Origin of the sequence: Micromonospora sp. CCTCC AA 2012012, from assembly GCF_040499845.1 — a bacterium.
Taxonomy (GTDB): domain Bacteria; phylum Actinomycetota; class Actinomycetes; order Mycobacteriales; family Micromonosporaceae; genus Micromonospora; species Micromonospora mangrovi.
Window position 1 is genome coordinate 3,157,564 of sequence record NZ_CP159342.1, and the last position, 14,783, is coordinate 3,172,346.

14 protein-coding genes are annotated in these 14,783 nt (G+C 74.5%); 10 read left to right on the forward strand and 4 right to left on the reverse strand.

The features are described 5' to 3' along the window. Nucleotides 1-51 precede the first annotated feature (51 nt). Nucleotides 52-546 (forward strand): MarR family winged helix-turn-helix transcriptional regulator, encoded by a 495-nt coding sequence (locus ABUL08_RS13690; RefSeq protein WP_350938066.1) that lies wholly within the window; start codon nucleotides 52-54, stop codon nucleotides 544-546. Beyond that, nucleotides 546-1,532 carry a pirin family protein gene (locus ABUL08_RS13695; RefSeq protein ID WP_350938067.1) on the forward strand — a complete coding sequence of 329 codons (987 nt, stop codon included), beginning with the start codon at nucleotides 546-548 and terminating at the stop codon, nucleotides 1,530-1,532. The genes ABUL08_RS13690 and ABUL08_RS13695 overlap by 1 nt, the downstream gene beginning before the upstream one ends. An 85-nt stretch (nucleotides 1,533-1,617) precedes the next feature. Here ABUL08_RS13695 and ABUL08_RS13700 read toward each other — a convergent pair whose 3' ends face one another. Beyond that, nucleotides 1,618-1,746 (reverse strand): hypothetical protein, encoded by a 129-nt coding sequence (locus ABUL08_RS13700; protein WP_350938069.1) that lies wholly within the window; start codon nucleotides 1,744-1,746, stop codon nucleotides 1,618-1,620. Nucleotides 1,747-1,870: 124 nt separating this feature from the next. Here ABUL08_RS13700 and ABUL08_RS13705 point away from each other — a divergent pair, with 124 nt between their 5' ends. Next, nucleotides 1,871-3,460, forward strand: a complete 1,590-nt coding sequence (locus ABUL08_RS13705; RefSeq protein ID WP_350938071.1) for a phospholipase D family protein — start codon at nucleotides 1,871-1,873, stop codon at nucleotides 3,458-3,460. Here ABUL08_RS13705 and ABUL08_RS13710 read toward each other — a convergent pair. Beyond that, nucleotides 3,409-4,155: a hypothetical protein gene (locus ABUL08_RS13710; RefSeq protein WP_350938074.1), complete on the reverse strand. Its 747-nt coding sequence runs from the start codon at nucleotides 4,153-4,155 to the stop codon at nucleotides 3,409-3,411. The two genes, ABUL08_RS13705 and ABUL08_RS13710, sit on opposite strands and share 52 nt — an antisense overlap. A gap of 373 nt (nucleotides 4,156-4,528) precedes the next feature. Between ABUL08_RS13710 and ABUL08_RS13715 the strand changes: the two genes are divergently transcribed. Both ABUL08_RS13715 and ABUL08_RS13720 read left to right on the forward strand, forming a co-directional pair. Next, nucleotides 4,529-5,353 carry a SigB/SigF/SigG family RNA polymerase sigma factor gene (locus ABUL08_RS13715; RefSeq protein ID WP_350938076.1) on the forward strand — a complete coding sequence of 275 codons (825 nt, stop codon included), beginning with the start codon at nucleotides 4,529-4,531 and terminating at the stop codon, nucleotides 5,351-5,353. A gap of 172 nt (nucleotides 5,354-5,525) precedes the next feature. Then, nucleotides 5,526-8,213, forward strand: a complete 2,688-nt coding sequence (locus ABUL08_RS13720; RefSeq protein WP_350938077.1) for an ATP-dependent RNA helicase — start codon at nucleotides 5,526-5,528, stop codon at nucleotides 8,211-8,213. Nucleotides 8,214-8,219: 6 nt separating this feature from the next. Here the strand turns inward: ABUL08_RS13720 and ABUL08_RS13725 are convergent, their stop codons facing one another. Continuing rightward, complete coding sequence (locus tag ABUL08_RS13725) at nucleotides 8,220-8,945, reverse strand: PP2C family protein-serine/threonine phosphatase (protein ID WP_350938079.1); 726 nt, start codon at nucleotides 8,943-8,945, stop codon at nucleotides 8,220-8,222. Nucleotides 8,946-9,170: 225 nt separating this feature from the next. On the opposite strand from ABUL08_RS13725, the gene ABUL08_RS13730 reads away from it, so the two are divergent. Continuing rightward, the gene (locus ABUL08_RS13730; RefSeq protein WP_350938082.1) at nucleotides 9,171-11,780 is read left to right on the forward strand and encodes a glycoside hydrolase family 9 protein; all 2,610 of its coding nucleotides are present in this window, start codon (nucleotides 9,171-9,173) and stop codon (nucleotides 11,778-11,780) included. A gap of 160 nt (nucleotides 11,781-11,940) precedes the next feature. Here ABUL08_RS13730 and ABUL08_RS13735 read toward each other — a convergent pair whose 3' ends face one another. Then, a complete protein-coding gene (locus tag ABUL08_RS13735) occupies nucleotides 11,941-12,243 on the reverse strand; it encodes a hypothetical protein (protein ID WP_350938084.1) in 303 nt (100 codons plus the stop codon). Between the two features lie 596 nt (nucleotides 12,244-12,839). Here ABUL08_RS13735 and ABUL08_RS13745 point away from each other — a divergent pair. The 4 genes from ABUL08_RS13745 to ABUL08_RS13760 are packed head-to-tail and all read left to right on the forward strand — an operon-like array spanning nucleotide 12,840 to nucleotide 14,714. Next, nucleotides 12,840-13,565, forward strand: coding sequence for a DUF5753 domain-containing protein (locus ABUL08_RS13745; RefSeq protein WP_377521775.1), 726 nt, complete (start codon nucleotides 12,840-12,842; stop codon nucleotides 13,563-13,565). After that, the gene (locus tag ABUL08_RS13750) at nucleotides 13,553-13,753 is read left to right on the forward strand and encodes a DUF397 domain-containing protein (RefSeq protein ID WP_350938086.1); all 201 of its coding nucleotides are present in this window, start codon (nucleotides 13,553-13,555) and stop codon (nucleotides 13,751-13,753) included. Before ABUL08_RS13745 ends, ABUL08_RS13750 begins: the two co-directional genes overlap by 13 nt. 25 nt (nucleotides 13,754-13,778) lie before the next feature. Beyond that, a complete protein-coding gene (locus ABUL08_RS13755; protein WP_350938087.1) occupies nucleotides 13,779-14,099 on the forward strand; it encodes a DMT family transporter in 321 nt (106 codons plus the stop codon). Nucleotides 14,100-14,147: 48 nt separating this feature from the next. Beyond that, nucleotides 14,148-14,714 carry a hypothetical protein gene (locus ABUL08_RS13760; RefSeq protein ID WP_350938089.1) on the forward strand — a complete coding sequence of 189 codons (567 nt, stop codon included), beginning with the start codon at nucleotides 14,148-14,150 and terminating at the stop codon, nucleotides 14,712-14,714. Nucleotides 14,715-14,783 lie beyond the last annotated feature (69 nt).

A 14,783-nucleotide genomic window follows, 5' to 3' on the forward strand; every position in this document is an offset into this window, starting at 1 on the left:
CGCCCTCAGGGGGGACTTGTTGAAATTTGAAATAAGAGCTACTGTCTCCCCGTGACCGAGAGCCTGAGCCCCGAGCGGATGGCCGCCTGGCGCGCCTACATCGAGTCGAGCCAGCGGTTGTTCACCCAGCTCGAGGAGGACCTGCGCGCGGCCGGCGAGCTGAGCTTCGCCGACTACCACGTGCTGGTGCTGCTCTCCGAGGCGCCGGGGCAGCGACTGCGGATGGGCGAGCTGGCCGGCCGACTGGTCTTCTCGCCCAGTCGGCTGACGTACCAGATCTCCTCGATGCAGAAGCGCGGCCTGGTCGCCCGGCAGGCCTGCCCGGACGACCGCCGGGGCAGCGAGGCGGTGCTGACCGCCGCCGGGCTGCTCGCCCTCCGGGACGCCGCGCCGCAGCACCTGGCGTCGGTGCGCACCCACCTCATGGACGACCTCGACGACGCCGAGGTCGCCTGCCTCACCCGGGTCTTCGAACGGATCGGCCGGCGCCTGCGCGCCGCCCGCGACGCGTCGTCCACCCCGGCCGACCACCAAGGAGCCCTCTGATGCCCGCCATCACCGTCGACGACGTCCTCGTCCTGCCCCGCCTCCCCCGGCTCGACGAGTCCACCACCTTCCGGCCGGTCCGCCGGCTGACCACCGCGCCCAGCGGTTACGAGGGCGAGGGCTTCCCGGTCCGCCGGGCCTTCGCCGGCGTGCCGCTGACCGAGCTGGACCCGTTCATCCACCTCGACCAGATGGGCGAGGTCGACTACGCGCCGGGCGAGCCGAAGGGCACCCCCTGGCACCCGCACCGCGGCTTCGAGACGGTGACCTACATGATCGACGGGATCATGGACCACCAGGACTCGCTGGGCGGCGGCGGCACCATCACCGACGGCGACACCCAGTGGATGACGGCCGCCAGCGGGCTGCTGCACATCGAGGCGCCGCCGGAGCACCTGGTGGCCAGCGGTGGCCTCTTCCACGGCCTCCAGCTCTGGGTCAACCTGCCCCGGGCCGCCAAGATGAACCCGCCGCGCTACCAGGACATCCGCGGCAGGGAGTCGGCGCTGCTGACCACCCCCGACGGGGGCGCGCTGATCCGGGTGATCGCCGGTGAGGTCGCCGGGCACCGTGGCCCGGGTTCCACCCACACCCCGATCACCATCACGCACGTGACGCTCCAGCCCGGCGCCGAGCTGAGCCTGCCCTGGCGGCCCGACTTCAACGCGCTGGTCTATGTGCTGGCCGGCCGGGGCACCGTCGGCACCGACCGCCGCCCGATCCACCTGGGTCAGCTCGCGGTGCACGGCCCGGGCGACGCCCTGCGGGTGACCGCCGACGCGCAGCAGGACGGCAACACCCCCGCCCTGGAGCTCTACATCATGGGCGGGCTGCCGATCCGGGAGCCGGTGGCGCACTACGGCCCGTTCGTGATGAACACCCGGGACGAGCTGGTCCAGGCGTTCGAGGACTTCAAGGCCGGCAAGCTCGGCGTGGTCCCGGCGCAGCGGCTGCCGCACACCGGCGGCGAGGACGCCCGTCCCTGACCGTCACGGGCGTCCCGGTGGCACCGGGGCGCCCGTCGGCGACTCCGGCACGGCGTCGGACGCGCCGCGCCGGAGCGATCGGTGCTCAGGAGACGGCGAAGATGCCCGCCACCCCGAGGATCACCATCAGCAGCACCGCCAACAGCGCGCCGCGTTCGCCCTCGACCGCCTGGTCGCGGTACTCGGTCACGGCGTTCGTCGTCTCGGCGGGCATGGTGTTTCCTCCTTGAGTTCTCGCGTCTGAGGGGTCCGGTCGGGTGCCACGGCGGCGCACGTCGTGCGGAGCCGTCGCGGTGGCCCTACCGTGAGGACGTTGTCGACCTCGGGAGGGGAGGTACGTGACGATGCAGGACTGGTTCCTCACCGCAGCGGAACGCGCCAACCCGGCATCAGAGTTACCCGTCTGGACGACGGGAAACCTCGCCGAGCCGCTCATTCACGGCGCGGCGTACTTCGACCGCCTGGTCAGCGAGGTCGAGGCGCTGGAGGCCGGCGACCATCTCTTCTTCACCGACTGGCGGGGCGACCCCGACCAGCGGATGCGGCCGGACGGGCCGACGGTGACCCAGCTCTTCGCCCAGGCCGCTCAGCGCGGGGTGGTGGTGAAGGGCCTGATCTGGCGCTCCCACCTCGACGCGCTCTCCTACAGCGAGGCGGAGAACCGCGACCTCAGCGAGGCGATCTGCGCCGCCGGTGGCGAGGTGCTGCTCGACCAGCGGGTCCGGCGCGGCGGCTCGCACCACCAGAAGCTGGTGGTGCTGCGCCACCCCGACGCCCCGGAGCGCGACATCGCCTTCGCCGGCGGGATCGACCTGTGCCACAGCCGGCGCGACGACGCCGACCACGCGGGCGACCGCCAGGCCGTCGCCATGTCGCCACGGTACGGCCCGCACCCGCCCTGGCACGACGTGCAGCTCGCGGTCCGCGGCCCGGTGGTCGGGGCGCTGGACACCACCTTCCGGGAGCGGTGGACCGACCCGATGCCGCTGGACTCGGAGAACCCGCTGGCCTACCTGCGGGACCGGCTGCGCGGCGCGGACCTGACCCCTGACCCGCTGCCCGACCAGCCGGCCGACCCGCCGCCCTGCGGCCCGCACCGGATCCAGGTGCTGCGCACCTACCCGGCGGTCCGCCCCCGGTACTCCTTCGCCCCCGACGGCGAGCGGACCGTGGCGCGGGGCTACACCAAGGCGGTCCGGCGGGCCCGAAAGCTGATCTATCTGGAGGACCAGTACCTCTGGTCCAGCGAGGTGGCCGAACTCTTCGCCCAGGCCCTGCGGGAGCACCCGGAGCTGCACCTGGTGGCCGTGGTGCCGCGCCACCCGGACGTGGACGGCCGACTCGCCCTGCCGCCGAACATGGTGGGTCGGGAGCAGGCGCTCTCGCTCTGCCAGCGGGCCGCCCCGGACCGGGTGCACGTCTTCGACGTGGAGAACCACGAGGGCACCCCGGTCTATGTGCACGCCAAGGTGTGCGTGATCGACGACGTCTGGTCGAGCGTGGGCAGCGACAACCTCAACCGCCGGTCCTGGACGCACGACAGCGAGCTGTCCTGCGCGGTGCTGGACGACACCCGCGACGATCGGGCCCCCGCCGACCCGGCCGGACTGGGCGACGGGGCCCGGGTCTTCGCCCGGGACCTGCGGCTACGGCTGTGGCGCGAGCACCTGGACCGGGACCCGGACGGCGCCGAGGACCACGACCTGCTCGACCCGGAGACCGCCGTCAAGGCGATCACCGGCGCGGCCGAGGCGTTGCAGCGCTGGCACGACGGGGGTCGGGTCGGGCCCCGCCCGCCGGGGCGGCTCCGCCCGCACCACCCGGAACGGCTGTCCTGGCGCACCCGGGTCTGGGCGTTGCCCGCGTACCGGCTGGTCTACGACCCGGACGGCAGGCCACTGCGGGCCCGCCGGGCGGGGACGTGGTGAGCCGGCACCGGCTCGGTCGGCGCCCCGTCGAGCACCCTCTGGGCGGGGTACGCGAAGGACATCCGGGGGGAATAGAAGCCCCTGGCGATGGTGAGCGGATTCCCCGGCCGCAGCGGATAGGCGGAGTGCTCCGGCGCGAGGAACTCCACCGACTCGATCTCGAACGGCGACACCGGCTCCGCCACGTACGGGTAGTCGGCGACGAGCAGCTCGCCGTTCCGGGCGGTGAGATAACGGTGGTGCCCGCTGTGGCTGACGTGGGTGGTCTGTCCCGCCCGCCCCCGTACCCGGATCAACGGCGTGCCGTCGGCGGTCCGGGTCTCCGTGCTCAGCTCGCCCCGGCGGACGTCGACGCCGGTCCACCCGGCGACGGCGGGGGCGCCCCGGGCGGCGGCGTAGTCCCGGACCAGCGGGCTGGAGGCCAGGTAGTGGGTCCACCAGCCGCTCGGCGTGTCCGCGCCGGGCAGGTCCAGGTCGGCCAGGGAGACCCCCAGGTAGGTGAGCGAGTACGCCCCGAAACCGGAGGTCTGGCTCTCGTCGTCCACCTCGTACTGGCAGAGGAAGACCTGCCGGTCGGGGTGCGGTCGCAGGCCGGCGGGGACGAACGCCGCGACCGCGTCGGGGTCCGCCGGCAGCCAGCTCAACAGCAGGACACGGGCGTTGACGACGAGTTGCGGGGCGGCGGGATCCAGCACGGTGCCTCCGTAGACGTGTACCCGCGACGCTACGGGCGGTCCCGCGGACGGGACAACGACGGAAAGCCGACACTCGTGCCCGACTGTCGGATTTCACGTTGACCGGTCGACGCCCGTGGGCGGGCCGGACGGACACGACGAATCGTCGTCCGGATGCGGGATTACCGTCGTCCGTACCGGTAACAGAGATCGCAAACCCTCGTCACCGTGTCCGTTTCTTGCGCTTCCTGCCTGAAAATCACTTAAGTACATCATACTTTCGGCTAGATTTCGTCAGGCCGATCAGGCTAAGGTGGGTCCCGAACGGACTACCTGAAGCTAAACCAGAGCGTCACGTCTTTTTTCCGCGGACGAGGTGCAGGGAGGACCACCCATGACCGCGCAAACCGTCACCGAGCAGGCGGCCACCACGCCGTCCACCACGGAGAAGCTCGACCCCCGGGCCCTCACCGACAGCGCCGCCGACCTGCTCAACGCGATGGCCGCGCTGCCCGCGAACCACCCGTCGCGCGCCGCGATGCGCGACAAGGCGATCGAGGCGTGGCTGCCGCTCGCCAACCACCTCGCCCACCGCTACAGCGGCCGGGGCGAGCCCACCGACGACCTGGCGCAGACCGCCGCCGTCGGCCTGATCAAGGCGATCGACAAGTTCGACCCCACCCGCGGCGTCGACTTCGCCGGCTACGCCATCCCGACCATCATCGGCGAGCTCAAGCGGCACTTCCGCGACCGCACCTGGGACATCCGGGTGCCGCGTCGCCTCCAGGAGCTGCGGCTGGCCATCTCCGACGCCAACAGCACGCTGCTGCAGAGCCTCGGCCGCTCGCCGACGGTCGCCGACATCGCCGCCCACCTCAAGCTCACCGAGGAAGAGGTGCTGGAGGGCCTGGAGGGCGCCCGCGCCTACAACGCGGTCTCGCTCTCCACGCCGACCGGTGACGGCGAGCGGGCGACCGAGCTGGGCGACATGCTCGGCGGCGAGGACAGCGAGTTCGAGCTGGCCGAGCTGCGGGTCGCGCTGGGCCCGGCGCTCGCCACCCTCGACGAGCGCGAGCAGAAGATCCTCACCCTGCGCTTCTACGGCAACCTGACCCAGTCGCAGATCGCCGAGCAGATCGGCGTCTCGCAGATGCACGTGTCCCGGCTGCTCGCCCGGGCGCTGACGAAGCTGCGGGGGCAGCTCGACGGAACGTACTAGGGGGTGGAGACGGTGGCCGGGTCGGCGGGCCCGGTCACCGTCACGTCCACACGGCCCGGTCGGCGGTTCGCCGACCGGGCCGTTCCGTGTCCCCCGCCCGACGCCGGTCGGGGAGAGTGCCGCTGACGGTGGCGTCGCGTGCCCGCCGAGCGGCGGGTGCGAGAGTGGGGACGTGCTCTCCGACGTACCCCTCGACCTGCCGGTCCGCCCGGTGCTGCCGGCGCTGGTCGCGGCGCTGCGGGACGCGGGCAGCGCCGTCCTGGTGGCGCCGCCCGGCACCGGCAAGACCACCCTCGCCCCGCTCGCCGTCGCCGACGAGGTCACCGGCCGGGTGCTGGTCGCGCAGCCCCGCCGGGTCGCCGCCCGCGCCGCCGCCCGCCGGATGGCGGACCTGCTCGGCGAGCGGGTCGGCCACCGCATCGGGTACGCCGTCCGCGGCGAGCGCCGGGTCGGCCCGGACACCCGCGTCGAGGTGGTCACCACCGGTCTGCTGCTGCGGCGGCTGCACCACGACCCGGAGCTGCCCGGGGTCGGCGCGGTGCTGCTCGACGAGTGCCACGAACGGCAGCTCGACGCCGACCTGGCCCTCGCCTTCACGGTGGAGGCCCGGGGCACACTCCGCCCCGACCTGTGGCTGCTGGCCATGTCGGCCACCCCGCAGGCGGACCGGTTCGCCGCGCTGCTCGGCGACACCGGGCGACCCGCGCCGGTGATCCGGGCGGAGGCGGCGCTGCATCCGGTGACCCGGATCTGGACGCCGCCACCCCGGCCGGTCGGCGCGCCCGGCGCGGGACGGGTGGACCGGGCGCTGCTCGACCACGTGGCCGCCACGGTCCGGCGGGCGCTCGCCGAACGCGACGGTGACCTGCTCGTCTTCCTCCCCGGCGCCGGGGAGATCGCCGCCGTCACGGGTCGGCTGGCCGACCTGCGGGACCGGGTCGACGTGCTGCCGCTGCACGGCCGGCTTCCCGGCGCGGCGCAGGACGCGGCCCTGCGACCCCCACCGTCCCGGCCGGACGCCGGACCCGACGCGGGCGGGACCGACCGCCGTCGGGTGGTGCTGGCCACCGCGGTGGCGGAGAGCAGCCTGACCGTGCCCGGCGTACGGGTCGTGGTGGACGCCGGGTTGAGCCGGGTGGCCCGGACGGACCTGGCGCGGGGGTTGGGCGCGCTGGTCACCGTCCCGGTCTCCCGGGCGGCGGCCACCCAGCGGGCCGGCCGGGCCGGCCGGGAGGCGCCCGGACACGTCTACCGGTGTTGGTCGGAGGCCACCCACGCGCGGCTCGCCCCGCAGCCGGAGCCGGAGATCGCCACCGCCGACCTGACCGGCTTCGCGCTGGAGCTGGCCGCCTGGGGCAGCCCGGACGGCACCGGCCTGGCGCTGCCCGATCCGCCGCCGCCGGCCGCGATGACGGTGGCCCGGGAGACGTTGCGCACCCTCGGCGCGATCGACGCGCAGGGCCGGATCACCCGACGGGGGCGGGCGATCGCCGGGGCGGGTGCCCATCCCCGGTTGGCCCGGGCGCTGCTCGACGGTGCGCAGCGGGTGGGCGCGGAGCGGGCCGCCGAGGTGGTCGCGCTGCTGGCCGAGGAGTCGGTCGCGGGCCCGGGCGACGACCTGGCCGCGGCGTGGCGTCGGCTGCGCGCCGGCACCGACGCGCCCGCCACCGCCCGCTGGCGCGCCGAGGTACGCCGCCTGCGCTCCGCCCTCCCCGCCCGGGACCTGATCGGGGACGCCGAGCCCGCCGCGGACACGCAGCCAGCCGGGGCAGGCGCCCGGGAGCCCCGCGCGAACCGGGGTGCCGAGGAGACCCGGGCCGACCGGGGCGCTGGCGGGACCCGGGCCGGCGGCGGCGACCGGGCCGCCGGGGGTCGCCTCACCGACGACCTGGCCGCGGGGCTGCTGGTGGGGTTGGCGTACCCGGAACGGCTGGCCCGGGCCCGGCGGGCCGGTGGCACGTCGTACCTGATGGCGGGCGGGACCGCGGCGGAGCTGGCGGCGGGGTCGGGGCTGGCCGGGTCGGTGTGGCTGGCCGTCGCGGTGGCCGACCGCTCCCCCGGCGCGCCGACCGCCCGGGTCCGGCTCGCCACGCCGGTGGACGAGGCGACCGCGCGGGAGGCCGGCGGTCCGTTGCTGCGCACGGAGCGGGAGGTCGGCTGGTCCGGCGCGGACGTGGTGGCCCGCGAGGTGGTCCGGCTCGGCGCGATCGAGCTGGTCGACCGGCCGCTGGCCGCCCCGCCGCCGGAGCTGGTCGCCGAGGCGGTGCTGACCGGGCTGCGCCAGGGCGGCCTGGGGCTGCTGACCTGGACGCCCGCCGCCACGGCGCTGCGGCAGCGGCTGGCGTTCTGCCGGCACGCGCTCGGCGACGGCTGGCCGGAGGTGAGCGACGAGGCGCTGCTGGCCGACGCGCCGCGCTGGCTCGGCCCGGAACTGGCCCGGGCCCGCCGCCGGGCCGACCTCGCCCGGATCGACGTGACCGGCGCGCTGCGCCGGCTGCTGGACTGGTCGCAGGCGGCCCGCCTGGACGCGCTGGCCCCGGAGCGGCTCGACGTGCCGAGCGGCTCGCGGATCCGGGTCGACTACGCCGATCCGGCCGCGCCGGTGCTCGCGGTGAAGCTCCAGGAGACCTTCGGCTGGCGGGACGCGCCGCGGGTGGCCGACGGCCGGGTGCCGGTGCTGCTGCACCTGCTCTCCCCCGCCGGCCGACCGGTGGCGGTCACCGCCGACCTGGCCTCGTTCTGGCGGGTCGGCTATCCACAGGTCCGCGCGGAGTTGCGCGGACGCTATCCGCGCCACCCCTGGCCGGAGGACCCGACCACCGCCGCGCCGACCCGGCACGCCACCCCCCGGCGGCGTTGACCGCGACTACTCGTCGACGATGTCGGCGATCACCACGGTGACGTTGTCCGGGCCGCCGGCGTGCAGGGCCAGGTCGATCAACTTGCGGGCGCACGCCTCCCGGTCGGGATAGCCGGCCAGCACCTCGGCGAGGGTGTCGGCGCGGACCACGTTGGAGAGGCCGTCGCTGCACAGCAGCCAGCGGTCCCCGGCCCAGGGCACCATCGTCGCGTACGACGGGGAGACCTGTTCGCCCTGCAACGCCTGCGTCACCACGGCCCGGCGGGGGTGGCTGGCGGCCTGGTCGGGGGTGATCAGGCCCTGCTCGACGAGCATCTGCACGAAGGTGTCGTCCCGGGTGACCTGCTTGAGCACGCCCTCCCGGAACAGATAGGCCCGGGAGTCGCCGACGTGGGCCAGGGCCAGGCAGCTGCCGGTGCGGGAGAAGAGCAGCGCGGTCAGCGTGGTGCCCATGCCCTGGCGTTCCGGGTCCTCGACGACGGCCTGGTGGATCCGCGCGGTGGCCAGCTCTATCCCGCTCTGCAGGGCGGCGACCAGCGCGTCCTCGGGGGTCTCCAGGTCGAGCGGCCCGACCGCGTCGATGGCGATCCGGCTGGCCAGGTCACCGGCCGCCATGCCGCCCATGCCGTCGGCGACGGCGACGAGCCACCGGCCGGCATGGAGGGCGTCCTGGTTGCCGCTGCGGATCAGCCCACGGTCGCTCGCCCCGACGGAACGAAGCTTCAGGGTCATGGCACGCAGCCTGCCAGGCGAAGCCCTCGGTTGTCTCTAGGAGATCGGGACGATGCCGCGTGGCGCGGCGAATCTCACTGCCGACCGGCGTGTCCCCGGACGGGTCAGGTCATCGGGTCGGATCGATTGACAGACCGGTGACGTGCTGGAAACATCTGGCTGATATTGGGAGCGCTCCCAGCTCTCTCCCCCGTACCACCCCACACCCGCACGGAAGGAACCTCCGTGACCTCATCCCGACGTCGCCGCACGGCGCTCGCCGCGGCCACCACCCTGGTCCTCACCGGCGCCACGGCCGGCGTGGCCCACGCCGAGGTGCCCCCGGACGCCCCGGAGCAGCTCCAGAACGGCGACTTCAGCGCCGGCGTGGCGCCCTGGTTCTCGTACGGCACCGGGCCGCTCGCGGTCACCGACGGCCGGCTCTGCACCACCGTCGCCGGTGGTCTGGCGAACCCGTGGGACGCCGGCATCGGCGAGGACGCCGTCCCGCTGACCGCGGGCGCCGAATACCAGCTCTCCTTCGACGTCTCCGCCACCCCGGGGGCGGCCGTCAAGGCCGTGCTGCAACAGGGCAGCGCCCCCTACACCTCGTACGCCGCCGTCGACGCCACCGCCACGGGCACCGCCACGCACGTCACCAGGACGTTCACCGCGCCGGCCGACAACGCCGGCGCCCAGCTCGTCTTCCAGCTCGGCGGCAACGCGCAGGCGCAGACCTTCTGCCTCGACAACGTCTCGCTGCGCGGCGGCCAGGCGGCCCCGCCGTACGAGCCGGACACCGGGCCGCGGGTCCGGGTCAACCAGGTCGGCTACCTGCCCGGCGGCCCGAAGAACGCCACCGTCGTCACCACCGCCACCGACCCGCTCGACTGGCAGCTCACCTCCGCCGCCGGCGCGGTGGTGGCCAGCGGCCGGAGCACCCCGCGCGGCGTCGACGCCGCGTCGGACCAGAACGTGCAGACCGTCGACTTCTCCGCGTTCCGCACCCCCGGCACCGGCTACCGACTGGTCGTCGACGGCGAGACCAGCCACCCGTTCGACATCTCCGGCACCCTCTACGACCGGCTGCGCGCCGACTCGCTCCAGTTCTTCTACGCCCAGCGCAGCGGCACCCCGATCGACGGCGACCTGATCGGCGCCGCGTACGCCCGCCCGGCCGGTCACCTCGGCGTGGCACCCAACCAGGGCGACACCGACGTGCCGTGCCAGCCCGGCGTCTGCGACTACCGCCTCGACGTGCGCGGCGGCTGGTACGACGCCGGCGACCACGGCAAGTACGTGGTCAACGGCGGCATCGCCACCTACCAGCTGCTCAACGCCTTCGAGCGGACCAAGACCGCGGAGAGCGCGGCGGGCGGCGACGGACTGGGTGACTCGACGCTGCGGGTCCCCGAGCGCGGCAACAAGGTCCCCGACGTGCTCGACGAGGCCCGCTGGGAGCTGGAGTTCCTGCTGCGCATGCAGGTGCCGGCCGGCAAGCCGCTCGCCGGGATGGTGCACCACAAGATCCACGACAGGGCGTGGACCGGCCTGCCGCTCGCCCCGCAGGACGACCCGCAGCCCCGTGAGCTGCACCCGCCGTCCACCGCGGCCACCCTCAACCTGGCCGCCGTCGCCGCCCAGTGCGCCCGGCTGTTCGCCCCGTACGACGCGGCGTTCGCGGCCCGCTGCGGCAGCGCCGCGAAGACCGCGTACGCGGCGGCCAAGGCGCACCCGGCGATCTACGCCAGCGCGGCCGACGGCACCGGCGGCGGCGCGTACGAGGACGACAAGGTGGCCGACGAGTTCTACTGGGCGGCGGTCGAGCTGTGGCTGACCACCGGCGAGAAGGCCTACCTGACCGACCTGACCGCGTCCCCGCTGCACACCGCCGACGTCTTCGACCCGGCCGGCGCGTTCGGCTGGCAGAGCGTCGCCGGGCTGGGCCGGCTCGACCTGGCCACCGTGCCGAACGGGCTGCCGGCCGCCGAGAAGACCCGGATCCGCGCCTCGGTGACCGCCGCCGCCGACCGCTACCTGGCCGCGCTGCGCGCCCAGGCGTACGGGCTGCCGCTGCCCGGTGACGCGGCCAGCTATGTCTGGGGCAGCAACAGCAACGTGGTCAACAACGCGGTGGTGCTCGGCACCGCCTTCGACCTGACCCGGGACGCGAAGTACCGGGACGGGGCGGTGCAGACCGCCGACTACCTGCTCGGCCGCAACGCGCTGAACATGTCCTACGTGACCGGTTGGGGCGAGCAGAACTCGCACCACCAGCACAGCCGGATCTTCGCCCACCAGCTGAACCCGGACCTGCCGAACCCGCCGGCCGGCTCGCTGGCCGGTGGCCCGAACGCCGGTCTCCAGGACCCGTACGCGGCGAACCTGCTGGCCGGCTGCAAGCCGCAGCTGTGCTATGTGGACGACATCAACTCGTACTCGACGAACGAGGTGGCGATCAACTGGAACTCGGCGCTGGCCTGGCTCGCGTCGTTCCTCGCCGACCAGGGTGACGCCCGGGCGGTGCCCGCCGCCACCTGCGCGGTCACCTACACCACCCACGGCAGCTGGCCGGACGGCTTCACCACCCAGGTCACCGTGCGCAACACCGGCACGGCGGCGATCGACGGGTGGAGCCTGCGCTGGGCGTTCACCGGCGACCAGAAGGTGAGCAGCTACTGGTCGGCGCAGGTCGCGCAGTCCGGGGCCACGGTCACCGCGAAGAACCTCTCCTGGAACGCGAAGATCGCCCCCGGCGCCGAGATCACCTTCGGCCTCAACGGCGCCACCGCCGGCGGCCCCAACCCCAACCCCACCCTGATCACCCTCAACAACACCGCCTGCACCCTCTCCTGACCCCCCCCTCTCTCCCCCCAAGATCCGCGCAATTTCACGGAAAGAGTGGCCTCCGAGCTTCCGGAGGCCACTCTTTCCGTGAAAGTGGGGCCACCCCGACCGGGGTGGCCCCACCAGGTGGAGGCGCGGGCGGCTCAGCTCCGGCCGCCGGGGCTGGGCGTCAGCGGCACCAGGCGAACAGCTCCGGGTTGGTGTGGTGCAGCTTCACGACCTGGCCCAGCGACAGGTACGAGCCGGTCGGCAGGTCGGCGAAGATCGGGCCGGCCGTCGGGTCGGCCAGCGTCGAGTAGTCGATCTTCTGCTGGGCCGCGGCCTGGAGCAGGCCGAGGCTCTTCAGCGTGCCGATTCCCGCCTGCGCGCAGGCCGCACCCTCGTTCGCCGGGGCCGCCGAGGCCGGTGCGGCCATCACCAGGCCGGCCACGAAGGCCGCCGCCACGCCACCGAGGACAGTCGTCTTCCTCATGATGTCTCTCCTTCCGTTCGGACGATCTCTGGTCGTGCAGAGGAGGCTTCGTCCGCACCCCCCTCCGTGGATGCAGCATCCCGGCCCCGGGCGCGGGCCCAGCCAAGAAAGCGGTCCGTCAGACCGTCGGGGCGCGCCTGGCCGTTGAGCTGGGCGAGCTGGTCGCCGGCCTCCTGCATCAGCGTGCCGAGGTAGACCAGGAGCGCCGTCCGATCCGCGCGGTACTCCACGAGCAGCGCCAGCCGCGCCGGTTGGCACGGCCACTCCGCGCCGCACGCCCGGCACCGCCACAGCGGCCGCATGGGTACGTGGGGACGCGCCGGCCGGCTCACCGGACGGTCCCGGGTGACGGCGGACGGGAACGACGGATCGGATGCGGCACGGATGGACCTCCCGGTTGGTCGGTGGAGGGGCCGCCCGGACGCCGTTGGCCGGGCGGCCCGCGGTTCCGCCGTCGGCTCGGGCCAGGGCAGCGGTTCCGCTGACCGGGAGCCTTGCGCGCGTCGCGAGATGGTCACACCGCGTGGCGGTAGGGTCGGCGGACGTCCGGGACGTCCCTCGTGGAGGACGATGTGAACGACGCGCTGCGGGTCGCGATGGCCGAGGCGGGCGAGACGGCGGAGTCCCTGGCCTACCGGGTCGGCGTGGACCCCAAGACGGCGGCCCGCTGGGTGACCCCGGGCCGGGTGCCGCATCCCCGGCACCGCGCCGCCGTCTCCGCCGCGCTCGGCCGGGCGGTCGGCGAGCTGTGGCCGGACGTGGTGCGCCGCCGCGAGCCGGTCTGGTTCCTGCCGTGGGCCGAGGTGGAACGCCGCGCGGACACCCTCCGCTCCTTTCAGCCGTCGGTGCTGCCCGGCCTGCTCCAGACCGAGGCGTACGCGCACGCGGTGTTGAGCTGCGGCCCGCTCGCCGACGATGCGGTGGAGGGTTACGTGGCGTCCCGGGTCGCTCGGCAGGCGGCCGTCTTCGACCGGCCGCGCCCGCCGCTGACCGTCTTCGTGGTGGACGAGGCGGCGCTGCGCCGGGGCGAGCCGGAGATCATGCAGCCGCAGCTCGACCACCTGGTGGCCATGGCGCAGCGCCCCCGGCTGCTGCTGCACGTGCTGCCGCTGCGGGCCGGTTTCCACCCCGGCCAGGCCGGCCCGTTCGTCATCGCGAGCACCGACGACGGCGAGGACGTGGCCTACCTGGACGACCAGGCCGCCGGGCGGACCACGACGGACGTTGCCGCCCTCTGGCAGGTCTGGGACACTCTCAGGTCGGTGGCGCTGCCGCGCGACCAGACCGTCCAGCTCCTGAAGGCGCGACCATGGCTGACCTGACCGGCGCCCACTGGCGCACCAGCACCCGCAGCAGCTCCAACGGCGGCGACTGCGTCGAGGTCGCCGACAACCTGCCCGGCGTCGTCGCCGTCCGCGACTCCAAGGACCGCACCGGCGGCACGCTCACCTTCCCGCCCGCCGCGTGGCAGGCGTTCGTCGGCATCCTCCGGGAGTCGCGCCGCGACTGACCCGCGCCCCCGGTACGGTCCGCAGATGGCGTACCTCTTCCTGATCGGCGCGATCGCCGCCGAGGTGATCGGCACGAGCCTGCTCAAGGCCACCGACGGTTTCACCCGGCTCTGGCCCACCCTCGGGGTGGCGGTCGCCTACCTGTCGTCCTTCGGGCTGCTCTCCCTGACGGTCAAGGACATCCCGGTCGGCGTCGCGTACGCGATCTGGTCGGGGCTGGGCACGGCGGCCATCATGGGGATCGGCGCGGTCTTCCTCGGCGAGCCGCTGAGCGTGGTCAAGGTGATCGGGGCGGGACTGGTCATCGCCGGGGTGGTGGTGCTCAACCTCGGCGGCGCGCACTGAGCCGAAACCGGGTGGACGGGCCACGGGGCGTACGCGATGGTGGCGGTCATGGACGCGAGCGTGCCGCCCGGCGCCGGACCGCCTGGCCGGGAGGGCGGACGGATGAGCGGCCTGGTGGTGCAGCGGATCCGCTGGCGCTGGACCAGTCGCGACGCCGCCGCGGCCACCCTCCGCGGCCGGCTCGATCGGACATTTCCGCTGCCGCCCCTGCCGACCGACCGGGTGGCCGTGCACGAGGTGCTGCTGGACGAGGCGACTGACTACCGGCCGGCGGAACAGGTTCGGGACGGCGAGTCGGCGGTTCGCGACGCGGGGCTCTGGGTGGCCTGGCAGGACGGCACGGCGGTGGTCGACCGGCTGCCGAGCCGGGCGTCGTTCCCGGTCCGCCGGGTCGGCACCCGCCTGTTCGCCCTCGGCGCGGGCGAGTCGGCCCGCTGGCGGGCCAACTTCCGGTTCACCGGCTGCCAGTGCGCCGCCCGCTGGTGGTACGAGGAGTGGACCGTCTCGGTGGCCCACGCCCCACCCCGACCCGACCTGTTCCGGGCGACCCGGTGGACCCGGGACCGGGACGACCGGGTGCACCTGTACGGCGGCCCGCGTCCCGGTCGCCGCTGAGGCTCGACCGACGGCCGTCCGGTCGCCCGGCAACCGGGCCGGCGGATCTCCGGGCCGGCGACGTACCCT